This window comes from Bacillus sp. FSL K6-0069 (assembly GCF_038007785.1).
In the GTDB taxonomy this organism is placed as follows: domain Bacteria; phylum Bacillota; class Bacilli; order Bacillales; family Bacillaceae_G; genus Bacillus_A; species Bacillus_A mobilis.
Map to the genome: position 1 here is coordinate 1,379,679 of NZ_JBBOXN010000001.1, position 21,074 is coordinate 1,400,752.

25 protein-coding genes and 1 pseudogene are annotated in these 21,074 nt (G+C 35.5%); 12 read left to right on the forward strand and 14 right to left on the reverse strand.

The window, feature by feature from the left end; genetic code table 11:
- Nucleotides 1-32 precede the first annotated feature (32 nt).
- Nucleotides 33-431, forward strand: a complete 399-nt coding sequence (locus tag MHB74_RS07130; RefSeq protein ID WP_061678885.1) for an SseB family protein — start codon at nt 33-35, stop codon at nt 429-431.
- Nucleotides 432-458: 27 nt separating this feature from the next.
- Here the strand turns inward: MHB74_RS07130 and MHB74_RS07135 are convergent, their stop codons facing one another.
- Nucleotides 459-1,379, reverse strand: coding sequence for a S66 peptidase family protein (locus MHB74_RS07135; protein WP_061678886.1), 921 nt, complete (start codon nt 1,377-1,379; stop codon nt 459-461).
- Between the two features lie 115 nt (nt 1,380-1,494).
- On the opposite strand from MHB74_RS07135, the gene MHB74_RS07140 reads away from it, so the two are divergent.
- On the forward strand, nt 1,495-2,589 hold the full coding sequence (locus tag MHB74_RS07140) for an NAD(P)H-dependent flavin oxidoreductase (protein ID WP_061678887.1): 1,095 nt from the start codon (nt 1,495-1,497) through the stop codon (nt 2,587-2,589).
- 17 nt (nt 2,590-2,606) lie between these two features.
- Here the strand turns inward: MHB74_RS07140 and dltD are convergent, their stop codons facing one another.
- The 5 genes from dltD to MHB74_RS07165 form a co-directional block, all read right to left on the reverse strand.
- Nucleotides 2,607-3,782: a D-alanyl-lipoteichoic acid biosynthesis protein DltD gene (gene dltD, locus MHB74_RS07145; RefSeq protein WP_061678888.1), complete on the reverse strand. Its 1,176-nt coding sequence runs from the start codon at nt 3,780-3,782 to the stop codon at nt 2,607-2,609.
- Nucleotides 3,779-4,018 (reverse strand): D-alanine--poly(phosphoribitol) ligase subunit DltC, encoded by a 240-nt coding sequence (gene dltC, locus MHB74_RS07150; RefSeq protein WP_000807310.1) that lies wholly within the window; start codon nt 4,016-4,018, stop codon nt 3,779-3,781. Before dltC ends, dltD begins: the two co-directional genes overlap by 4 nt.
- A gap of 68 nt (nt 4,019-4,086) precedes the next feature.
- Nucleotides 4,087-5,253, reverse strand: a complete 1,167-nt coding sequence (gene dltB, locus MHB74_RS07155) for a D-alanyl-lipoteichoic acid biosynthesis protein DltB (RefSeq protein ID WP_048544963.1) — start codon at nt 5,251-5,253, stop codon at nt 4,087-4,089.
- A complete protein-coding gene (dltA, locus tag MHB74_RS07160; RefSeq protein ID WP_000770523.1) occupies nt 5,250-6,764 on the reverse strand; it encodes a D-alanine--poly(phosphoribitol) ligase subunit DltA in 1,515 nt (504 codons plus the stop codon). The genes dltB and dltA overlap by 4 nt, the downstream gene beginning before the upstream one ends.
- Before the next feature lie 12 nt (nt 6,765-6,776).
- Entirely contained in the window at nt 6,777-6,923 is a 147-nt protein-coding gene (locus MHB74_RS07165; RefSeq protein ID WP_000440293.1) for a teichoic acid D-Ala incorporation-associated protein DltX, read from the reverse strand.
- Between the two features lie 337 nt (nt 6,924-7,260).
- On the opposite strand from MHB74_RS07165, the gene amaA reads away from it, so the two are divergent.
- From amaA to MHB74_RS07190, 5 genes are all read left to right on the forward strand, one after another.
- A complete protein-coding gene (gene amaA, locus MHB74_RS07170) occupies nt 7,261-8,430 on the forward strand; it encodes an N-acyl-aliphatic-L-amino acid amidohydrolase (protein WP_061678889.1) in 1,170 nt (389 codons plus the stop codon).
- Nucleotides 8,431-8,656: 226 nt separating this feature from the next.
- Nucleotides 8,657-8,833, forward strand: coding sequence for a hypothetical protein (locus MHB74_RS07175; protein ID WP_061678890.1), 177 nt, complete (start codon nt 8,657-8,659; stop codon nt 8,831-8,833).
- Nucleotides 8,826-9,272, forward strand: coding sequence for a flavodoxin (locus MHB74_RS07180; RefSeq protein ID WP_061678891.1), 447 nt, complete (start codon nt 8,826-8,828; stop codon nt 9,270-9,272). The genes MHB74_RS07175 and MHB74_RS07180 overlap by 8 nt, the downstream gene beginning before the upstream one ends.
- A gap of 24 nt (nt 9,273-9,296) precedes the next feature.
- A complete protein-coding gene (locus MHB74_RS07185) occupies nt 9,297-10,070 on the forward strand; it encodes a hypothetical protein (RefSeq protein WP_061678892.1) in 774 nt (257 codons plus the stop codon).
- 250 nt (nt 10,071-10,320) lie between these two features.
- Nucleotides 10,321-10,482 (forward strand): hypothetical protein, encoded by a 162-nt coding sequence (locus MHB74_RS07190; protein ID WP_016088745.1) that lies wholly within the window; start codon nt 10,321-10,323, stop codon nt 10,480-10,482.
- Nucleotides 10,483-10,484: 2 nt separating this feature from the next.
- Here the strand turns inward: MHB74_RS07190 and MHB74_RS07195 are convergent, their stop codons facing one another.
- Nucleotides 10,485-11,387, reverse strand: coding sequence for an aminoglycoside phosphotransferase family protein (locus MHB74_RS07195; protein WP_061678893.1), 903 nt, complete (start codon nt 11,385-11,387; stop codon nt 10,485-10,487).
- A gap of 83 nt (nt 11,388-11,470) precedes the next feature.
- Between MHB74_RS07195 and MHB74_RS07200 the strand changes: the two genes are divergently transcribed.
- Nucleotides 11,471-11,989: a hypothetical protein gene (locus MHB74_RS07200; protein WP_061678894.1), complete on the forward strand. Its 519-nt coding sequence runs from the start codon at nt 11,471-11,473 to the stop codon at nt 11,987-11,989.
- 63 nt (nt 11,990-12,052) lie between these two features.
- On the opposite strand, the gene MHB74_RS07205 is transcribed toward MHB74_RS07200, so the two are convergent.
- From MHB74_RS07205 to MHB74_RS07215, 3 genes are all read right to left on the reverse strand, one after another.
- A complete protein-coding gene (locus MHB74_RS07205) occupies nt 12,053-12,202 on the reverse strand; it encodes a hypothetical protein (protein WP_061678895.1) in 150 nt (49 codons plus the stop codon).
- An 18-nt stretch (nt 12,203-12,220) separates the two neighbouring features.
- Entirely contained in the window at nt 12,221-12,394 is a 174-nt protein-coding gene (locus tag MHB74_RS07210; RefSeq protein WP_000343557.1) for a hypothetical protein, read from the reverse strand.
- A 73-nt stretch (nt 12,395-12,467) separates the two neighbouring features.
- Nucleotides 12,468-13,829, reverse strand: a complete 1,362-nt coding sequence (locus MHB74_RS07215; protein WP_061678896.1) for an MATE family efflux transporter — start codon at nt 13,827-13,829, stop codon at nt 12,468-12,470.
- 181 nt (nt 13,830-14,010) lie between these two features.
- On the opposite strand from MHB74_RS07215, the gene uppP reads away from it, so the two are divergent.
- A complete protein-coding gene (uppP, locus tag MHB74_RS07220) occupies nt 14,011-14,805 on the forward strand; it encodes a bacitracin resistance undecaprenyl-diphosphatase (RefSeq protein WP_061678897.1) in 795 nt (264 codons plus the stop codon).
- Nucleotides 14,806-14,834: 29 nt separating this feature from the next.
- Here uppP and MHB74_RS07225 read toward each other — a convergent pair whose 3' ends face one another.
- Together MHB74_RS07225 and MHB74_RS07230 are read right to left on the reverse strand one after the other, a co-directional pair.
- The gene (locus MHB74_RS07225) at nt 14,835-15,422 is read right to left on the reverse strand and encodes a thioredoxin family protein (protein ID WP_002070995.1); all 588 of its coding nucleotides are present in this window, start codon (nt 15,420-15,422) and stop codon (nt 14,835-14,837) included.
- 33 nt (nt 15,423-15,455) lie between these two features.
- A pseudogene (locus tag MHB74_RS07230) lies at nt 15,456-15,886 on the reverse strand (regulatory YrvL family protein).
- A gap of 162 nt (nt 15,887-16,048) precedes the next feature.
- Between MHB74_RS07230 and MHB74_RS07235 the strand changes: the two are divergent.
- Nucleotides 16,049-16,468 carry a MarR family winged helix-turn-helix transcriptional regulator gene (locus MHB74_RS07235; RefSeq protein WP_000081442.1) on the forward strand — a complete coding sequence of 140 codons (420 nt, stop codon included), beginning with the start codon at nt 16,049-16,051 and terminating at the stop codon, nt 16,466-16,468.
- A gap of 136 nt (nt 16,469-16,604) precedes the next feature.
- Complete coding sequence (locus MHB74_RS07240; RefSeq protein ID WP_000184933.1) at nt 16,605-16,760, forward strand: hypothetical protein; 156 nt, start codon at nt 16,605-16,607, stop codon at nt 16,758-16,760.
- Nucleotides 16,761-16,782: 22 nt separating this feature from the next.
- Here the strand turns inward: MHB74_RS07240 and MHB74_RS07245 are convergent, their stop codons facing one another.
- Nucleotides 16,783-18,018, reverse strand: a complete 1,236-nt coding sequence (locus MHB74_RS07245) for a dicarboxylate/amino acid:cation symporter (protein WP_061678898.1) — start codon at nt 18,016-18,018, stop codon at nt 16,783-16,785.
- A 1,186-nt stretch (nt 18,019-19,204) separates the two neighbouring features.
- On the opposite strand from MHB74_RS07245, the gene MHB74_RS07250 reads away from it, so the two are divergent.
- Nucleotides 19,205-20,548 carry a TrkH family potassium uptake protein gene (locus MHB74_RS07250; RefSeq protein WP_000454120.1) on the forward strand — a complete coding sequence of 448 codons (1,344 nt, stop codon included), beginning with the start codon at nt 19,205-19,207 and terminating at the stop codon, nt 20,546-20,548.
- 33 nt (nt 20,549-20,581) lie between these two features.
- Here the strand turns inward: MHB74_RS07250 and MHB74_RS07255 are convergent, their stop codons facing one another.
- Complete coding sequence (locus MHB74_RS07255) at nt 20,582-20,965, reverse strand: imidazole glycerol phosphate synthase (protein ID WP_141658068.1); 384 nt, start codon at nt 20,963-20,965, stop codon at nt 20,582-20,584.
- Nucleotides 20,966-21,074: the final 109 nt, after the last annotated feature.

Here is a 21,074-nt window from a genome sequence, read left to right on the forward strand (position 1 = left end):
GTACAATCATTTTGAAATAGGGGTGGCATCATATGGAGCAAATTCCGGTAAAGAGAATAGAAGAAGTACTTGTTATAGCAGGGGACGATAAACAGAAGCAAAAGGAATTTTATGAATTGCTCTTATCTACTGAGTTTTATGTTGCTGGTTCACTAGAAGCAGAGGACGGGGCAACAGAAGGAATACTTCGTTTGCGTCATTTCCAAGGAGAGGGTAGATGGATCGTTCCGTTCTTTACACAAATGGAATTTGTAAAAGACGTTTTGCCAGAAGGAACGCCCCTTATTACGATACGTGGGAAAGAGTTATTTGGTGGCATTGAGAAAGATGCTACAGCAGTATTAAATGTTGGAACTGAGATAAGTAAAACATTTATTCCAGAAGAAATTGCAGATATCGCATCTGGACGAATTTTTAATTATTATAAATAAAAGGAAAAGCGGAATCGCTTTTCCTTTTTAATTTGAGAACGGAGTGGCTACGCCAGAAGAAATAGAGAGTGTTTTATTATTTGTACTTATGGTCGCTGTAGCTCCAAGAGGAATCCCGATATTTGGGCTTATATGTCCAATCGGTAAACCGAATAGAACAGGTATATGATAGGGTGCGAAATATTCATATAGTATTGTTTGCAATGATTGAGATGGTTTAGAAGGAGTGCAGTCGTGACAACTTGTAAAAATAACACCACTACATTCATTAAATTTTCCAGATAAAAGTAGCTGATTTAACATACGATCAATGCGATACGGTTCTTCCCCGATGTCTTCAAGTAACAAAAGTTTATTCGCCGTATTTATCTCATAAGGTGAGCCAATTATACTCGTTAACACAGCTAAATTGCCTCCCGCTAATGTGCCTGTAACTGTACAGGAAGAAGTAGGTACGATACATTCTGAAGCAGATAAGATGGTGGAATACGGATGGAATAGTTGATTGAAAGAAGATAAAGAGAGAGAATCTACACCTTTTCCTAACTCTTCCACCATTGGACCGTGAAAAGTAACGAGCTTTGCATAACGTGAAAAAGCAGTATGTAAAGCTGTAATATCGCTATATCCCCAAAAGATTTTTGGATTTTGCCGAATGATTTCATATTGAATGTGAGGAAGGAGACGAGCACTTCCGTAACCACCTCGTGCACAGAAAATAGCCTTTACTTCATGATTTGAAAATGCTTCATGTATATCATCAAGGCGAACTTGATCACTTCCAGCTAAATATCCATATTTCTCATAAACACTTTTTCCGATTACTACAGATAAACCCATTTCTTGTAATACGTTTACACCTTTTAATACATTTTCAATTGTTGGTGGACCGGACGGGGCAATAACCATTACTGTATTACCTTGTTGTAACGCATTTGGATAAATCATCGTTTTCAGCCTCCTTCACTTTCAATATATTCGCTTCATAGGAAGTTCAACCCTTGTAAAAGAAGGGGAAAGTTTGTCAAATAAAGAAGATATAAGGGGAATAGGAGGAGGAATAATGTTTACAAGTCGAGTGTTAAATATATTACAAATTAAGTATCCAATCATTCAAGCAGGTATGGCAGGTGCGATTACGACGCCTGAGCTTGTTGCAGCTGTAAGTAATAGCGGAGGATTAGGAACAATTGGAGCAGGTTATATGAGCCCTGAACAAATTCGTGACGCAATTTATAAAATAAGGGAACGAACGGATAAGCCTTTCGGTGTTAATTTACTGTTAACGAAAGAGATACAGATAGAAGAAGAGAAGGTAACCTTGGCAAAGGGATTACTTAGCGGAGTAAATAAAGAATTGGGTATAGAGGAAGAAGAGACGATAAAGCTTCCGAAAAGCTATAAAGAACAATTACAAGTGTTAGTAGAAGAAAACGTACCAGTCGTTAGCTTTGCATTTCAAACGTTAGAAAAAGAAGAAATAGATGACTTAAAAAGAAGAGGAATAAAAGTCATCGGAACAGCTACTCATGTGAGAGAGGCGAGGGTGCTTGCTGAATTAGGAGTAGATATTATTGTCGGTCAAGGTAGCGAGGCAGGAGGGCATAGAGGAACATTTATCGGGAAAGAACAGCACGCTATGATTGGGACATTCGCATTAATTCCGCAGTTAGTAGCAGCAGTCCCGCATATACCAATTGTAGCAGCGGGTGGTGTAATGAACGGGCAAGGGCTTGTTGCGGCATTTACACTGGGGGCAGAAGCTGTTCAAATGGGATCAGCCTTTTTAACGAGTGATGAAAGTATTACGCATGATGTGTATAAAGAAGCAGTTTTACATAGTACAGATACGAGTACAACTGTGACCCGTGCGTTTTCCGGGAAATATGCACGGGGTATTCGTAATGAATTTATAGAGAGACATGAAGGGAAAGAAGAAGGGCTTCCGATGTATCCAGTGCAAAATGTATTAACTTCTAAAATACGCCAAGAAGCAGCGAAACAAAATAAAGGAGAATACATGTCGCTTTGGGCAGGGCAAGCGTCATCATTAGCACGAATAGAATCAGCTCAGCATGTAGTGGAGCGAGTTATGAAAGAAGCAGAGAATGTAATCGAACAATTTCAAAATGTATATAGAAAAAGACCACTTGAATAATTCAAGCGGTCTTTTCATTAGTTTGCTTTATAAAATTGTTGGATGGCTTCATCGATATAAACCCAGCCTTTCCAACCTAAGTGCATATGATCTTTTAAGAAGTATTTATCATACTCATGATTTGAGAAGTCGGCAATTGGATAGCCAGCTTTCTCAATTTGCTCATGAACTTTCTTGTAGTATAATTCGCGACGTTCTTTCGGGAAGCCAGCGTAATCATACCAAGGACCTTTTACAGGAACAGAAATGAAGAGTGGTTTTGCACCAGATTGTTTTAGTAAATCAAGTACAATTTGTAAATCTTCATATTCTGGCGATTGATCATAAGCATCATTTTTTAAATAGCCTTCACGTTGCTTTAATTTCTTCTTAATCTTGCTGTTGAAGTAATCATCTTCGATACCGTATTCGTTAGAACTTGATTCTACTGCACCAGTTTGATCTGCATGTTTACGAGCTTCTTCCCAATTCATTTGTTTTAATGAAGGGTCAAGTTTTTCTTTATGCGGTTTAATATCGAACATTGCTGTAAATAAATCTTTACGATCTAAAATGTTACGATAAATATAAGCGAAAGGTTTAGCAGCAAGTGCTTTTACTTTATGCTTTGTATCATCATAAACGATACCTTCAAGCGAAATTTTTAGTAAAGTTTCTTTCTTAACAATCTCAAAGTTTAATAAACGTTTTGCAATTTGTTTTTTCATTTCAGGCTTTAGGTCATCATTGAAAAGTAAGTGATAGCCTTGTTGTTTTGAAAAGTTAGGTGCAAAGTGTGTTTCATCAATACCTTGTGGTACAAACCATTGAGGAGAAAGAACGAATACCATTTTCTTATCTTTCAATTGATCCATTGTAGATGCAAAGTTTAACACATGTACAAGGTCTTGTGTTCCTCCGCGTCCAAGAAGGAATGGTGTGAACCCTTCAGGCTTTACTTTGAAATAATTTGATGGATGGAAAGCATCCATACGTGCGAATTCCGATGAACCGTACATCGGAAGGTATTTCGGGTCTGCTAACATCTTTTGCTGTAAAATCATACTTTGAATCTTTTCTTCTTTTAAAGAAGTGGCAGCTTGTTCTACTTTTTCATCACTTAAAAGTGGAAGTAGGAAGCGCGTTGGAATAAGTAAGAATACAGCAAAAAGGGCCAATGCTAAAAGCATCGGACCAAATTTTGCTTTGTTCATCGGATTTCTTCCAACTTCTTAATAACCATGTTTGGTGTAGCCCACTCGTCACGGTCAAAATCAGAAATAGAAACTTCAATATCTAAACGCTCTTGGAATTCAACTAATAAAGATACTACAGCGAAAGAATCAAGAATACCTTCTTCAAATAATTGAACATCTAAGTTTTCTTTCACAATATCGTTTTCACATACTTCTTCTAAAATATCTAATACTTGCTCTTTGAATTCTGCCATTTTTAAAATCTCCTTTATATCCGAAATATATTATATGTGCAACTTCTTATTAGTATAAGAAGGGTGCATTAAAAGTATCTGTTAAGGTGTCCAGAGAAAATTAGGAAACCGAAACATACAACGTGGAACGTAATTACAATCGCAAGGACGTGTGTAAATTTATTGTTTGGCCAAAACTTATGCTTCTTGTTTTTTCGTTCGAAAATATCGAATAAAATAAACAGTGCGGCATGATAGAGACCATAAATAACATACTGCGCAATGGCGCTTCCTTGGATGTGCCAAATTCCCATAATGAAGAAGTTTAAAAAGGCACCGATATACGAAATTGTGTAACGGTTCTTGATTAACTTTTTCTTCGTTGCAAAAAAGACGAAACGCATGTAAATAAAATCACGGAACCAGAATGATAAACTCATGTGCCAGCGGTTCCAGAAGTCTTTAATGTTACGACTAAGGAATGGCTTATTAAAGTTTTCTGGCGTTTTAATTCCCATCATGTAACTGATACCAATTACGAACGCACTATAACCTGCAAAGTCAAAGAATAATTGCATGCTAGTAGCGTACATAAAAATCACATTAGATAAAAGTGTATCTTGATTGGCGAATACTGCCTTAACAAGATATGTTGTTATCAAGTGCGCGATTATAAACTTATACAGAAAACCTTGGAAAATACGGTTAAGCCCTGTATATAGTAATTTTTGATATTCCTCAGCACTAGGTGGCTTTTGGATATCTTTTTGGAATCTACGGTAACGATCGATAGGCCCACTTGAAATCGCAGGGAAGAATAAAACAAACTCCCAGAAATTAAAGAAGGAAAGTTCTTTAATTAAATTATCACGAACTTCAAAGACCATTTGTACAGCTCTAAATGTTACGTAAGACATACCTGCGAAAACAATAAAATGTAATTCAGGTACAAATGGTGCGACCTTTGCCAAAATAAGTGGCAAAATCGATAAAATAACAGCTATACAAAACATGAATGTACTATTATTTTGTTTTCTTAAAATTAAATAGCCTTTAATCAGGGCATATTGCCAAATAATAAATACGGCTAACATAATCGCTTGCTTCGGTTTATCCGAGAAGATAATAGCAATCATGACTAATGTTAAAACGGCATTATATTTACGCAACATTTTACCTTTTAATCCAGCTATGATAGTAGGTATTAATAAAATGCCCACTATAGCGAAAAAATAAAATGATCCATATGCGGTCATGCTGTAACCTCACTCAATAATTTTTTGCGATCTACCTTTCCATTTGGTGTCATTGGAATAGAAGATTGATACATGAATTTACGTGGAATCATGTAGTTTGGTAATCGCTCATTGAGTTCTTTTTTAATTGCAGATGTTAATTTGAATTCTTTTTCAAATGAATGTTCTCCAGGAACAACAACCGCTAATAAATAATCGTATTTCTCACCTTTTTTAATTGGAACGATAACTGCTCCTTCTACGTAAGAACACGCACGAAGGTGATGCTCAATTTCTTCTAATTCCATTCGATAACCATGCAGCTTAATTTGGAAATCAAGACGACCATTATAGAATAGAAGACCATTTTCAACATAGCCAGCATCGCCTGTTTTATAGGCGCGCTCACCGTCAATCATAGTAAATGCTTTTTCTGTTAATTCAGGGCTTCCTAAATATCCAACGCTTACGCTTGGACCGACAATTACGATTTCACCTTTTTCACCATCAGGTGCAATCGTGCCATCTTCTTTCATAATAAGAAGGCGGCAGTCTGATTTACAGTAGCCAACTGGAAGTGATTTGTATTGATCAAGTACTTCTTCTGTAACGTGAATACCTGTTACAGCGACAGTAGCTTCTGTTGGACCGTACGTATTCATAATTGTCGCTTTCGGGAAACGCTCAATTAATTTTCTAGCCACTTCGTTTGGTAACACTTCACCGCAGAATAAGAATGTTTTCATGTTTGGTAGCATACTCTCAGAGAAAGATGCTTCCATTAAACACATTTCTGCGAAAGATGGTGTTGAAGTCCATACTTGTATATCCGATTGCTCTAAAGAAGCAAACAAGTCTTTTGGACGTGCAATCATATCTTTATCGATTGCCCAAAGTGTACCACCTGTTACTAATGATGGGTAAATATCCATGACAGATAAATCGAATGAGAAAGGTGCTTGGTTTAAGAATACTTGCCCTGTTTGTAAGTTGAAATCTTCTACAGCCCATTTTGTAAAGCTTACAAGGCAGTTATAAGTAATCTGAACCCCTTTCGGATTACCTGTGCTTCCTGATGTGTAAATAATGTAGAAGTTCTCATCACCTTTTACCGCATGTTCAGGATTTGGAGTTTTCCCTTTATGAGTAAAGAAAATATCTTTTAAGTTGTCTTCACTTACAATGCGAACTGGTAAATCAGTTACAGTTACTTCTGTTCCTGATAAAAGTAGTTTCGCACCAGAATTTTCAGCGATACGTTGTACACGATCAGCTGGGATAGATAAATCTACAGGAATATAAGCATGTCCAGCTTTTACACATCCTAAAAAGTTAATAATCATTTCAGGTTGCATATGGCCATACACCATAATTGGTGAACGATCATCTGGATACTCAGAAGAAATCCAATGTGCTAACGCATCAGAATCTTCCTTTAATTGTTTGTACGTAATTTTCGCATCTCGCCAAACAAAAGCAGTTTGATCAGGCGTTTCAATAGCCCACTTTTCAATTTGTTCTAATAACTTCATAACGTTCCCACCCTAGAATTCATTGTAAATAAATGTACTTGTGTTTGTATCATGGAATCCATACAACCAAAGTAATGCAAATAAAATTGCAAGGTAATAAACCGTCTTTGCAACCCATTGTGTGAGTGGTCGAGACCATATCTCTTTTAATCTTTCCATGTCTTTCCCTCTCTTAATGAAATGATAGCTCTTTGTAGGTATCATGTCCTACATTATTGTGAAAAAAACAAAATTCCACATTTTAGGTAAAAATAAGTCAAAAGGCTCTTTTCTGATATTAGCACTAAATACTAAAAAAGAAAATCCCTAACTTAGCAATTATATTACATTCAGCATCAATTTGTAACGGGTTTGACATGTAAAAAGAAAGTGGATTGTGTGAATACATAAAAGTGGACTAAAAGAATACGTGAAAATATAAGATTTGTTACTAATTAATTGGTAGAGAGTGAACAAACTTTAAGTTTCTAAATCTTTTTAAAAGGAGGAAATTATCATGAATAGAGTGTGGAAGAGTCTTATTTCAGAAGAAAATATCGTGAAATGGAGAAGGCATTTCCATAAGTATCCGGAATTATCATTTCATGAAAAAGAAACTTCGCAATTTATATATGATACATTATGTTCATTTTCTTCTTTTGAAGTAACGAGACCGACGAAGTATAGTGTACTAGCAATTAAAAGAGGAACGGAACAAGGGAAAGTGATTGCGATTCGAGCTGATATAGATGCTTTACCAATTCAAGAGGAGACAGGGAAAACTTATACGTCTGTGAATAAAGGAATGATGCATGCATGTGGGCATGATGCTCACGCAGCTATCTTGTTAAGTACAGCAGAAGTGCTATCACATATAAAGGAAGATTTTGCAGGTGAGATTCGTCTCTTCTTTCAGCACGCAGAAGAGGTGTATCCTGGCGGCGGACAAGAAATGGTTGAGGCAGGTGTGATGGATGGTGTGGATTATGTAATAGGTTTACATGTTATGTCAGGACTTGAGAGCGGGAAGATAGGGATTGCGTATGGACCGATGATGGCAGCACCAGACGTATTCACAGTTGAAATTCAAGGGAAAGGAGGGCATGCGGCGAGGCCAGAAGAAACGATAGATCCTATTGCTATCGGAGCGCAGATTATTACAAATTTACAACATATCGTATCAAGGAATACAAGTGCTTTCATGCAAAGAGTTGTTTCAGTTACACAGTTTCATGGGGGAATGGCTGATAATATTATTCCTAGTGCAGCAACTTTAATGGGAACTGTTCGTTCATTTAATCAAGCGTTAAGGGTGGAAGCAGAGGAGAAAATTGAGAAAATCGTAAAAGGCATTATAAAGGCACATGGAGGGGAGTATACATATACGTATCGATATGGATATGATCCTGTTATTAATGATGAATATATTACGAAAGTAGTAGAAGAAAGTGCACTACATTTGTTTGGGAATGAGCGTGTTGTGAAGCTTGAACCTTCTATGGGAGGAGAAGATTTTTCAGCATATTTAAGAAAGGCACCGGGTTGCTTCATTAAATTGGGGACGGGGAATGAAAAGATAGGTACTTGTTATCCACATCATCATCCAAAATTTGATGTAGATGAATCAGCTTTAATTTATGGAGTGGAATTATTTTTAGAGACAGCGATAAGACTACTAAAATCATAGAAAAGTATAAAAAAAGGCAACTGCGCTCTATCGCAGTTGCTTTTATTTCTTTCCGTCAGAGAGGGCTGAGAAAGAACTATGCTCATTTATAGTATATGAATAGCTAACGGACAAGCTTGTACATTTTCATCATTTTTTTAAAAATAGTTATTGACATTGATAATCACTGTCAATTAATCTAAGGGTAGTTGAAATTGATAATTATTATCAATAGGATGGGTGCGACATGTTAATGAGAAAAAATTTTCACCTTCTGCGGAGGGGATTAAAAGATAAAAATAAAGATGTTGATCAGCATATGGAATGGCAAAGAAATGTAATTCGTTCTGAATATGTAGATGAGAAGAGTACACTTCCAACAGAAAAAGAGATACAAGGTAAAAGGAGAGATACAGTTGAGTAAGTTAGTAATGATTTTTGCAAGTATGAGTGGAAATACAGAGGAAATGGCTGATCATATTGCAGGTGCCATTCGTGAAACGGAAAATGAAATTGAAGTTATCGATATTATGGATTCACCAGAAGCTTCTATACTAGAACAGTATGATGGAATTATTTTAGGTGCTTACACTTGGGGAGATGGTGATCTTCCTGATGATTTCTTAGATTTTTATGACGCAATGGATTCTATTGATTTAACTGAGAAAAAAGCAGCAGTATTCGGATCATGTGATTCAGCTTATCCGAAATACGGCGTGGCGGTTGATATTTTAATAGAAAAGCTACAAGAGCGCGGAGCGGCAGTTGTGTTAGAAGGACTAAAAGTAGAATTAACGCCAGAAGATGAAGATGTAGAAAAATGTTTACAGTTTGGAGCTGAATTTGTAAAACACCTTTCTTAATGGCAGAAGGGAGATGAAGAGCAAGTGCATGAGAAAATCGCAATCAAAACGATGACAGATTATCATTTGTATGATTTTATGCGTTGTCCGCATAAATTTTATTTTCGTCATATAAAAAGAAGAGAACCTTCTTCGTTTGAATGGCAACAAATCGCACAAATGATTGTGAATCGAATTATTAACGAATATTACACACTACCTGCGGGCCAACAAACGAAAATCGTACTTTTAATATTAATAGAAAAGTATTGGAAAAAAGTCAGGATTAATATGTTTGCTTCAAAGACGGAGTATTATATTGTATTAGCGAAGTTAACGGATCATTTATTACAGTTTGTTGAAAGAGATGATAGTCAAACACCGCCGTTATTTTTATATGAAAAATTTCAAACATATATGGAAGAGTTAGGTGTCCACATGTCATTGACATTAGAAGTTGGTGAGTGGAGTACTGAGTCGTTTGTAATTAAAAAGTATGTTATCGATGCGGATGAGGAAATGCTTGCTCTTTGTCAAAAGTTAATGACAGTATTCAGTTATAAAGCTTTCGGCATTCTTCCCGGAAAAATTGAAGTTATTAATTTAATAGAAGGAACTAAGTACGAGTACGTTCCGAAACAGGAAGATATTATAAATGGAATGGCTGATTTATCTAGAATGAAAGCAATGTTGCAACAACCTGAGCATTATACGGAGCGTCATTTTCGTTCTGAGTGTATAAGTTGTGCATTTCGTAGCGAATGCCAAGGGGAAGAAGTAAAGAAAGAAGCGAAGCAGAAGCAAAATATCGTACATTAAAGGATGCAATGTTGCATCCTTTTTTGTTATTGACATGAAAAGCTTTTCATCATTTACCGTATATTTGTAGCAGATTTTAATAAAGTGAAACTTTAATCAGTGGGGGTTTTCTTCATCCCCCACTGATTATTAGTTGAACCAATCGGACTTTTAAGGGCAGCCCGACCCCCGCCTAACTTCTTTGCTTTCGCTGAATTTGGAGGTGGGGGTCTTACTGCCCATTAAAGCGGGATAAAGGGAGGAATAATCAATGAAAGATGAAACGAAAGTATTTCAATGGTTAAAAGAACAGAATGCTCCTTTTGGAATTCAACTGCAAATTTTACAAGCATTTCAACTGTATCAAGTCATTGTTGAAATGGATAAAAAGTTAATGATGTATGAGGAGAGAGAGTATAGGGAGAGAATGTAATCTCATCCCTGTAGTATTAATTTCAGTTGTTCTGTACCCGCTAGGAATGCAAGTTCATTCTTTGTTTCAAAGTTATAAATAATAGTATGTAGTAAAGGACTGTATTGATAAAAACTCGTGATGCGGTGAATGAGTAATGGGTCATCGTGTGAAATAAGCGTACTGTAGTGTTCATAAACTGATGTAGTAAATTCACGTCCGAAATCATAATATAGCCCAGCAAAATCAAAAGCAGGATCGCCAATTTGAGCATCACCAAAATCGATAATCCCTGAAATGTTTTTGTTCTTCTTATTAAATAAAATGTGATGATGTGTAAAATCAGCGTGAATAATTGTATTTTGAAAAGTGGTTGTATCGATAAAAGTAAAGAAATTTTCGAATAACCGATTTAAAGATGATTTCTGTAACGAAGTAAAACTATTAGTAACATACTGATTTAAATTAGCTTGTAGCTCTTTCCAGTAGGTAAGTGTTTTTTCAACAGGGAGTTCTAACGTTGTACCTTGTTTTAAAGGAATACTATGTAGGGTTGCAAGGAAGGTAGCTAATTGTGTAATAATAGTTTTTAGTTCTTTATCCTCAAGTTTGATTACTATGTCTGTTTTTAATGGTTCACCCTGAATGAGTGTATAGTAGCTACAAAGTGGAACCGCATCAGCATCATTTCTATATAATAGGCGATACTGTGGAACCTCAATTTCATGTAGCGAATGAGAGAGAATGATGCACAGTTCTTTTTCTAACGGAATGCGCATTGCATATTCCTGTTTTCGAGGGAAACGAAACAGTAGTTCATCATTTACGATAACCGCTACATTATCCCAGCCTTCTTCATTTTGTTTATAGGAATGTATAGAAAGATTAGGCAAAGCTTCTTTTATATACTGTTTGTAAGAGTCCATAATTGTTCCTCATTTCCAAGTTAAGTTATTCCACTTCATAATATCGGAATTTTCTTTCTATATGTTAAAATATAACTATCATTATGAAGAAGGGCGGGAGTATTACGAAGAAAAGACTATTCATCATTTCTCTATGTATCGCTTTTGGATTGTTTTGGTCATATAAAGAGGAGGTTTTTGCTAACTATAAACCGATTGATCAGTACGGGTTAAACAAGGGATTACAGAACAAAAGTATAGAAAATTTAACTCATAATGAAATGAAAAAGGTAGGAGAACATTTTGTGACAGAGCAATTATCTGTGTTTGAGTTTAATAATAAAGAAGATGTGAAACGAAAAGGTGAAGAAATATTTTTAAATAGAGGGTATGACCGATTAATAGAAAATTATTATCCAAATCGTTTTCAGGATTTAGAGTATAAATTTATAAACGAGGATATAAGTGAAGTGACGGATGAAGGTTTTCTCTATAAAACTGTAGCATACGTTGCGGGTACTGAAAATGGTAAGAGAAGCGAAATGAAATTGAATTATGAAATGAAAATTGTAAAGGTTAATAATATATTTAAAGTGTTAGAACAAAAAAAGTATGTACAATAGAGTGAAACATGAATAAGTGTCAAAAATAGCCAATAAAAAAATCCCCCAGTTCTTTGAGGGATTTTAAAGGTTTTCATTTTGTTGACCAAGTTCTTTTTGCGCAATATATAAATTTCCTTGTTCGACTTGTTTCAGAGTAAGAACAGAATCACCTGCATACCCTTTTTCTGTTTTTACAGTACTTTTCGTATGATTGGAATTTTGTTTCTTCATATAATATGTCACCTTTCCTTAAAAATAAACAAAAATGATAAGCACAAGTAGTACAGCAGCGAAAATGGTAATACCCATTAAAAAAGAAGTGTTTTTATTTTTAGGTGGCTTATGTACATCTTGTCGATATCCAGGTGAAATTTCAGGGGCGAATTCTTCATCGAATGATTGCTTTTTTTCTTTTTCGTCCATATGTATCCACCTTTCTTTTTCATTATGTTATACGTTCAAAGAAAAAATATGCATAAAGAAAACCGCCCCTCTATCATGAGCGGCGGTTTTCTGTTGTATATTTTCTTTGAACTTGAAAGAGACGGACAAGAAGGAAGATAGCACCAAATGCTAGACCGATAATAAGACCGATCCAATATCCTTTTGCTGCCCAGTCAGTATACGTTGCTAATATGTAACCGAGAGGGAGACCTATTACCCAATAAGCGATTAATGTCATAATTAAGGAAACATTTACGTCTTTATAACCACGTAGTGCCCCTTGTACAGGAGTTGCAATTGCATCTGAAATTTGAAATAAAATCGCAAATATGAGAAATTCTTTTGCTAAATGATGTACTTGTATATCTGTCGTATAAATAGAAGCAATTTCATCATCAAAGAAGTAGAGAAGAATTGAATATAATAGGGCAAATGCAAGTGCTAAGCCAATTCCAATAAATCCATATTGTTTTGCGTTATTATATCGCTTTGCTCCAACTTCGAATCCAACAGCGATGGTCATTGCCATTGCTAAACTTAAAGGAGTCATATATAACAAGGAAGCGAAGTTCATAGCTGCTTGATGCGCTGCGATTGTTGTCGTACTAAAATTACTCATCATAAGTGTCACTGCAGCGAAAATACTCGTTTCAAAAAAGATAGCAAATCCGATAGGGACGCCAAGTTTTAAGAACTCTTTCCAACTTGAAAGAGAAGGACGATATAATTGTTTAAAGATATGGAAAGATGCGAAAGGCTCTTTCGTACGAATAATAATAACGGTAATAATTAAAATACACCAATAGGTTGCTGCAGAAGCAATTGCTGCTCCGACACCACCGAGTTTTGGAAAACCGAAATGACCGAAAATTAATACATAATTTAATACTACGTTAATTGGTAATGATAGTAATGTAATGATCATTGTTGTGCGAGTTTTTCCTAATGCATCAATAAATCCGCGTAAAACAGTGTAAGTAAATAAAGGGATAATTCCAATTGCAATAATACTTAAAAATTGTGCCGCAATACGTTCCACAGGTTCTTCCAGGCGCATGCCGTTTAAAATAGGTGAAACAGCGAAGAAACCGATAAGGATGACCACGAAACTAGCACAAATTGCTAAATATACTGCTTGTATGACAACTTGGGGCACATCCTCTTTTTTCTTTGATCCAACGAGCTGCGCAACAATTGGAGTAGTAGCCATTAAAATTCCTGTTAATCCGGTACTAACGGGAAGCCATATACTTGTTCCGATAGCGACACCTGCTAAATCAATAGGACTCGCGTGCCCTGACATTGTCGTATCAAAAAAGCTCATTGCAAATAATGACATTTGTGTTACGAAAATCGGGAAAAATAGTAATACAAATTGCTTTAATTTTTGTGAGAATGAATTAGTTTCTTTCATAAAAGCCCCTTTCCGCATAAAAACAAACCCTCACTATCATACAATTTAATTAAAAAATAGAAAAGAAATACGCGCTTCGAACATATGGAAGCGATAAAAAAAGGATGCACATTGAAAAGGGATAAGGTATTATGATAAGGTGTGAAAAAATTACATATTCGTTATTAAGGAGGCACTACTCGTGGCTGATTGGTTTATTGGAATAATCATGGGTGCTGTTGAAGGTTTAACAGAGTTTTTACCAGTTTCATCAACAGGACATATGATTTTAACAGGTCATTTACTTGGATTTGACGATGAGAGAGCGAAAGTTTTCGAAGTTGTTATTCAATTGGGATCGATTTTAGCAGTTGTTGTTATATTTTGGAAGCGTCTATGGTCTTTAGTAGGTATAGGGAAAGTAACAGAGGGACCATCGTTAAATTTATTACATATTATTATCGGGATGATTCCTGCCGGCGTACTTGGCGTATTGTTCCATAGTGCGATTAAAGAAGTTTTATTTGGGCCAGGCCCAGTTGTCATCAGTTTAGTGGCTGGTGGTATTTTAATGATTGTTGCTGAGAAGTTTTCGAAACCAAGTACAGCAAGAACATTAGATGAAATCACATATAAGCAAGCTTTTACAATTGGAATGTTCCAATGTTTAGCGCTTTGGCCAGGATTTTCTCGTTCTGGTTCTACAATAAGTGGTGGTTTATTAGCTCGCGTGTCACATACAGCGGCGGCTGAATATACATTTATTTTAGCAGTACCAATGATGGTAGCTGCAAGTGGTTTAGATTTAATTAAAAGCTGGGATATATTAAGTACGGCTGATATCCCATTATTTGCAACAGGATTTATTACAGCATTCATTGTTGCGATGCTTGCAATTGTTTCATTCTTAAAATTATTAGCTCGTGTAAAACTAACACCGTTCGCTTACTACCGTTTCATTTTAGCTGCGGTATTCTATTTCTTCTTCATTATGTAATAAAAAAACTGCCGAGTTCGGCAGTTTTTTTATTTTACTACTTTTTCCATCATACTTTCCATTACATGTTCCCAAAGAGAAGTATCATCCGCTAATGTAGCACGGAAGTTAGCGTACATTTCTTTTTGTTTTTCCTCGAATGTTGGATCTTCTTTTTCAGGCAATGTAGCGCGCATAGAAGTTACTAATTCTTGTACTTTTGGAGCGCGTGGTCCCCAAACGGCTTGTTCATTTCCATCTTTATCAATGAAAATAAAGATTGGAATGGCACGTGCTGTTCCATTTGTTAAATATTGATCCATTAATTCTAAGTTTTCATCGCGAATTAATAATCTCATATCAATATTTGCAACTTCAGAAATTCGTTTCATAACAGGTACGCATAAAAGAGCGTCACCACACCAATCAGCAGTTAATACGATAACACGCCAGCCATCATTTTGGCGTTCTTCTAATACAGGAAGTAATTCATTTGGAATTAAAAAGTTATTGTAAATGTGTAGTAGCTCGTATTGATTTACTTTCATTTCATTCACATATGTATCAAAGGACATACCTTTATCAGCCCATTGTTGTAAGTTCATAAGTAACACCTCTTTAGTATGATTTGTTTTCATTGTACCAATTTTTATATAGAAAAGCTTGTATTCTTACTCTTTCTTGTCGCTTAATAATGTATTTACTAGGAAAAAGAATAGTACGACACATAATTCAGCTATGTTGGACAGTTGTACGCTCTCTATCCAATCGTCGGCAGTATGAATGACGAACCAATCTAACGTAATTTCAATGATTGCAAAAAGGGTAATAGCCAGCCAATTTGGCATGTTTCTTGTCATTGGGTATAGCAACGCCTTGAGGAAACCGAATATAAAGAATGTAATACCGTCTAAGAAAGTGATTAATAAAAAAATAGAAGTAAAGCAGTGCGTGATCTATACTCTATACCTGTCATATGAAAGATTCCTACATATACAAAGAAAATAAATGCAAAAATTATAATGAGAAATAGAATAACAAAACTAATAATCAAAGTCTTATCTTTTAGATTAAGATTAGAAAATTTTTCTTCTTCACTCACTACCTCATCTCCTTTTTTTGGAAATTTAATTTTATTGTATCATGAAATGTATATTAAAAAACTACGAATTATGGGAAAATAAGGTGACAAAAAGTAAGATTTCATGTAAAATTATTAATAAGGTTTTTATTTAACTAAATGAAATAAAAGGAGCTGTCAAAATTGTCTCAAAATCGAGAGCAATTAATGGAAGAACTATCGACAAATGTGTTTGCTATGTTTCGCACGTTGCGTAATGATATTGGAAAAATATTTGGTGGTTACATACCGTGGAATGAGTTCATCGTCCTTAGAATATTGAACCGTACGAATAAAGAAATGGTATCACGTGTAGCTAACGAATTAAATGTATCGAATAGTCATATTACAGCTGTTACAGAAAAATTAATTAATAAAGGCTTTGTAACCCGTTCACGTTCTACATCAGATCGCAGAGTTGTATATTTAGAGATTACAGAGCAAGGAAAAGATTTGGTTGCGAAAATGGAAGGGGAGAAAAAGAAATATTTACAAGAAAGATTCTCCGCCCTTTCAGAAGAAGAAATGAATATCATGATATCTATTTCTAAAAAACTTATTTAATTCGTTATAAATAAGAAAACGCTTACATTGAAAAGGAGAAGACCTTCCTTATATGAGGAAGGTCTTCTTTCGTATGTAAAAGATTATAAAAAAGAAAATATGTAACATACTACTAGTAAAGGAAGGGGGCAAAAATATGACAAATCGAAATGGTAGTAAAGGGAGCGGAAATCAAGGCTCACCGAAATCAGGTCAATTTCAGCAAGAGTTTAGCACTGAATTTGAGACTGGTAATGATAACAAAGGAAAAGAATATCGTTCGAAAAAAGGAAGTAAATCAAAAAAGGAGTGAATCATTTCACTCCTTTTTTGATTTAAGATGCTGCAGATTGATCCGTATTATATTTTTCTTCTGATTTTGCGACAATCATTGCGCAAATCGCATCGCCAGAAATATTTACAGCTGTTCGTGACATATCTAGAATACGGTCAATACCGATAATTAAGGCAATACCTTCTACTGGTAGATTTACTTGATTTAAAACCATCGTAAGCATTACAAGTCCAACGCCTGGTACACCAGCAGTACCGATACTAGCTAGTACAGCAGTTAATACGACGACAGCTAATTGGGACATAGTAAGCTCAACTCCATATACTTGAGCGATAAACACAGTTGCTACACCTTGCATAATGGCAGTACCATCCATATTGATAGTTGCACCTAGTGGTTGTACAAAAGAACTTATCGCTTTTGGAACACCAAGTTTTTCTTGTGCTGTTTTCATTGCAAATGGAAGAGATGCATTAGAGCTAGATGTACTAAATCCAATTGCCATTACTGGTCCGAAATGTTTAAAGAAACGGACAATGCTTTCTTTTGCTAATACCTTTAATAATCCACCATAGACGAAGACGCCGTGAATAATAAGTACTAGCATAACGACAATCATATACTTGAACATCGCAGCGACGCCTGCAAGACCCATTTTACCAACGGATGAAGCGAGCAATCCAAATGTACCGATTGGAGCTAATTTCATAACGAGATTAACAAGATACATCATTAATTCGTTGCCCTGTTCAAGTAATGAATGGATACCTTGAACTCGTTTTCCTAAAATAGCGATACCGAGTCCGATTAGTACGGCAAAAGCAATAATTTGTAACATGTTTCCATCAGCCATCGCTTTTGCTGGGTTATCTGGTACGATATTGAGTAGTGTATCGACGAAAGATGTTTCGGTTTTTGCACCTTCATATTTAAGCCCTTCGGTTTTAAAGTTACCACCAGATCCTGGTTGTATAATCAGTGCAAATGTAACTGCAATAGAAATGGCAACGGCTGTAGTGACAAGAAAGAATGAAATTGATTTTAAGCCGATTCTTCCAAGTTGTTTCGGGTCTCCAAGCCCAGCAGCCCCAAGCACGATAGAAATGAACACAACAGGAACAACTAGCATTTTAATGAGTCGAATAAACAATTGACCAAGTGGATTGAACACATATTGATTTAATGGTTCAAAAATGGATGGTGCAGCTAAATTTAAAGTGAGTCCGACAACTAAACCGAGAAATAATGCAATTAAGATTGCTTTTGTTTGTTTCAATATAACCCCCCCTTATTTTTGTGAAATTACTTTCTACATTAATTGTACCGAAAAACTACCTATTTTGACAATATTTTCTGAATATTTTGTATAAAAATATCTATTTAAATATAGATTGCTTTTGCTAGAGTAAGCAAAAAAATCGGGAAATCTAGTTAGAAAACAAAATAGACCATCACATAGGATGGTCTAGGGAAGGGGACAATTTATGTCAATTTAATTAGGGATGGAAGCCATTCAAAGACACTGGGGAATGTCTTATAAATTAGGGAGGAATAGCTTCGATACATATACTATAAAAGGTGGATGTGACCCCTATGTGAACATAGGGTGAAAGAGAGAGGGAGTTTTACATAAAGGATAAAGTAAACAAAGAAATAAGACCATCACAAATGATGGCCTAAGGAAGGGGACAATTTATGTCAATTTAATTAGGGATGGAAGTTGTTCAAGACACTGGGGAATGTCTTATAAATTAGGGAGGAACAACTTCGATACATATACTATAAAAGATGGATGTGACCGGGGTGTGAACATAGGGTGAAAGAGAGAGGGAGTTTTACATAAAGGATAAAGACAAAAAAATAAGACCATCACATAAGAGATGGTCAAGGAAGGGGACAATTTATGTCAACTTAATTAGGGATGGAAGCTATTCAAAGACACTGGGGAATGTCTTATAAATTAGGGAGGAACAGCTTCGATACATATACTATAAAAGATGGATGTGACCTTGATGTGAACATAGAGTGAAAGAGAGAGGGAGTTTTACATAAAGGATAAAGACAAAAAAATAAGACCATCACATAAGAGATGGTCAAGGAAGGGGACAATTTATGTCAATTTAATTAGGGATGGAAGTTGTTCAAGACACTGGGGAATGTCTTATAAATTAGGGAGGAACAACTTCGATACATATACTATAAAAGATAGATGTGACCTTGGCGTGAACATAGAGTGAAAGGTATGAGGATTTGAGAAATGATACATATAACATGATTGTTGCGAGAGTTATAGAGTGAGAATAAATAGAATAGAAAGTGTCTCGTCATAAAATGAAATAAAAGTTGAAAACTATGAAAAAAAGGATTATGCTCAACTATATTATGAGAATATAAGGTTTATCCCGCTATGTAAGGTTTGTTATAAGCTTTTAGTTATGAGGAGAAAAAGGGAGTTAGTGAATATGGAAGTAACGAAAAGACAAGGGTTGTATAATCGTTTTATACGATTAAATCCACCACAAATATTAGCATTAGGTTTTTTCTGCTTAATTGTGGTTGGCGGTTTGTTATTAAAGTTACCATTCGCAACGAAAGTACATATTAGTTGGGTAGATGCTTTCTTTACGGCAACGTCAGCAGCAACTGTAACGGGATTGGGAGTAGTAGATACTGCAAGTACGTTTACGATGTTTGGCGAGATTGTTATTATGTTTTTAATTCAAACAGGCGGTTTAGGTCTTATGACAATTGCCATTTTAATTGTTTGGGTATTAGGTAAAAAAATCGGATTACGCCATCGATTATTAATTGGAGAGGCATTTAATCAGACAAATATAGGTGGTCTTGTAAAATTAGTAAAACGTGTCTTTATATTTTCAATTTGTATTGAGTTGATTGGAGTCATCTTTTTATCATTTCGCTTTATTCCAGAGTTTGGTTTTGGAAAAGGTGTATACTATAGCATTTTTCACGTGATTGCATCTTATAATAATGCTGGATTTGCTCTATGGCCGGATAACTTAACAAGGTATGTAGGAGATCCTATTATTAATATAGGGATTTGCTCTTTAATCGTAATAGGTGGTCTCGGTTTTACTGTATTAATTGATATATGGTATAGCCGTAGTTTTCGAAAACTATCGCTTCATTCCAAAATTATGATTGTTGGAACAGTAGCGTTAAATGTTATAGCGATGATTGTGATTTTTGTATTGGAATATAATAATGTGAAGACGTTAGGGAATTTACCTTTAAATGAAAAGTTATGGGCTTCTTTTTTCCAAGGTATTACTCCTCGTACTGCTGGATTTAATACAGTTGACTACGGGGGTATGGAAGAATCATCTATATTATTTACGATGGTTTTAATGTTTATTGGTGCAGGAAGTGTATCAACGGGTGGAGGGATTAAATTAACAACGTTTGTTATTTTAGTTACATCTGTCCTTTCTTTCTTTAGAAAGAAAGAGGAAATCGTATTATTTCAGCGCACAATAAAAATGTCGACAGTAACGAGAGCGTTAGCTATTGCTGTTGCCAGTCAAATCCTCATTTTTGCAGCTGTATTTGTATTAATGCTTACAGAAAACTTCAGCTTTATTCAGTTACTATTTGAAACAATTTCAGCGTTCGGTACAGTAGGGTTAACGATGGGGATTACTGCAAAGCTATCAGCGTTTGGAAAATGCATTATTATGTTTGTTATGTTTTGTGGATTAATTGGACCGTTAACACTTGTGTTTTCTTTAGCGCGACCAGCAAAACAAAAAATTAAATATCCATCGGAAGATGTATTTACAGGATAAGGTATCCCGCATAAGCGAGATACCTTTTTCATTTTAAAAAAGGGAGAACAATAATCCGATAAGTGCTACTCGGAATAAAATTGCAATGAGTGCTGCAATTCCGCCGACAATCGCAGCGATACCACCAGTTACAGTAGCTCCGCGATTATAAGCATAAATCCCTAGTAATACAGAAACAAGACCAAATAATGTTGGGAAGGTAAAGAGTGATAAGATAGATAAAGCAAGAGCGATAAAGCCAGCAGTTGATCCAGCGGCCGACGATCTTACATCATCTTTATGATCTTTCTCATCGTAATCATAATCAATGCGCTGTGGTGCAACCTCAGCTGCATATTCTTCGTTATAATCACTATCTATTCTATCCCTTTTTTTATACTCATCAAATTTCTCAGTCAAAGTCATGACTCCTTTCATAACAAGGTTCAATAGTAGTATGTTTCTCTTTTTCTTTTTTATCCCGCTTTAATGGGCAGTAAGACTCCCACCTCAAAATTCAGCGAAAGCAAAGAAGTTAGGTGGGGGA

What these genes read in the sequence shown, in the direction of transcription:
- MHB74_RS07165 (WP_000440293.1), bottom strand. Translation starts at nt 6,923, where the DNA reads ATGGAAAGATTAAAAGAGATATGGTCTCGACCACTCACACAATGGGTT.
- amaA (WP_061678889.1), top strand. Translation starts at nt 7,261, where the DNA reads ATGAATAGAGTGTGGAAGAGTCTTATTTCAGAAGAAAATATCGTGAAA.
- dltB (WP_048544963.1), bottom strand. Translation starts at nt 5,253, where the DNA reads ATGACCGCATATGGATCATTTTATTTTTTCGCTATAGTGGGCATTTTA.
- MHB74_RS07250 (WP_000454120.1), top strand. Translation starts at nt 19,205, where the DNA reads ATGGAAGTAACGAAAAGACAAGGGTTGTATAATCGTTTTATACGATTA.
- MHB74_RS07205 (WP_061678895.1), bottom strand. Translation starts at nt 12,202, where the DNA reads ATGAAGAAACAAAATTCCAATCATACGAAAAGTACTGTAAAAACAGAA.
- dltA (WP_000770523.1), bottom strand. Translation starts at nt 6,764, where the DNA reads ATGAAGTTATTAGAACAAATTGAAAAGTGGGCTATTGAAACGCCTGAT.
- MHB74_RS07255 (WP_141658068.1), bottom strand. Translation starts at nt 20,965, where the DNA reads ATGAAAGGAGTCATGACTTTGACTGAGAAATTTGATGAGTATAAAAAA.
- dltC (WP_000807310.1), bottom strand. Translation starts at nt 4,018, where the DNA reads ATGGCAGAATTCAAAGAGCAAGTATTAGATATTTTAGAAGAAGTATGT.
- MHB74_RS07135 (WP_061678886.1), bottom strand. Translation starts at nt 1,379, where the DNA reads ATGATTTATCCAAATGCGTTACAACAAGGTAATACAGTAATGGTTATT.
- MHB74_RS07225 (WP_002070995.1), bottom strand. Translation starts at nt 15,422, where the DNA reads ATGAAAACAAATCATACTAAAGAGGTGTTACTTATGAACTTACAACAA.
- MHB74_RS07190 (WP_016088745.1), top strand. Translation starts at nt 10,321, where the DNA reads ATGAAAGATGAAACGAAAGTATTTCAATGGTTAAAAGAACAGAATGCT.
- MHB74_RS07195 (WP_061678893.1), bottom strand. Translation starts at nt 11,387, where the DNA reads ATGGACTCTTACAAACAGTATATAAAAGAAGCTTTGCCTAATCTTTCT.
- MHB74_RS07175 (WP_061678890.1), top strand. Translation starts at nt 8,657, where the DNA reads ATGTTAATGAGAAAAAATTTTCACCTTCTGCGGAGGGGATTAAAAGAT.
- MHB74_RS07240 (WP_000184933.1), top strand. Translation starts at nt 16,605, where the DNA reads ATGACAAATCGAAATGGTAGTAAAGGGAGCGGAAATCAAGGCTCACCG.
- MHB74_RS07215 (WP_061678896.1), bottom strand. Translation starts at nt 13,829, where the DNA reads ATGAAAGAAACTAATTCATTCTCACAAAAATTAAAGCAATTTGTATTA.
- MHB74_RS07140 (WP_061678887.1), top strand. Translation starts at nt 1,495, where the DNA reads ATGTTTACAAGTCGAGTGTTAAATATATTACAAATTAAGTATCCAATC.
- dltD (WP_061678888.1), bottom strand. Translation starts at nt 3,782, where the DNA reads ATGAACAAAGCAAAATTTGGTCCGATGCTTTTAGCATTGGCCCTTTTT.
- MHB74_RS07200 (WP_061678894.1), top strand. Translation starts at nt 11,471, where the DNA reads ATGAAGAAGGGCGGGAGTATTACGAAGAAAAGACTATTCATCATTTCT.
- MHB74_RS07210 (WP_000343557.1), bottom strand. Translation starts at nt 12,394, where the DNA reads ATGGACGAAAAAGAAAAAAAGCAATCATTCGATGAAGAATTCGCCCCT.
- MHB74_RS07130 (WP_061678885.1), top strand. Translation starts at nt 33, where the DNA reads ATGGAGCAAATTCCGGTAAAGAGAATAGAAGAAGTACTTGTTATAGCA.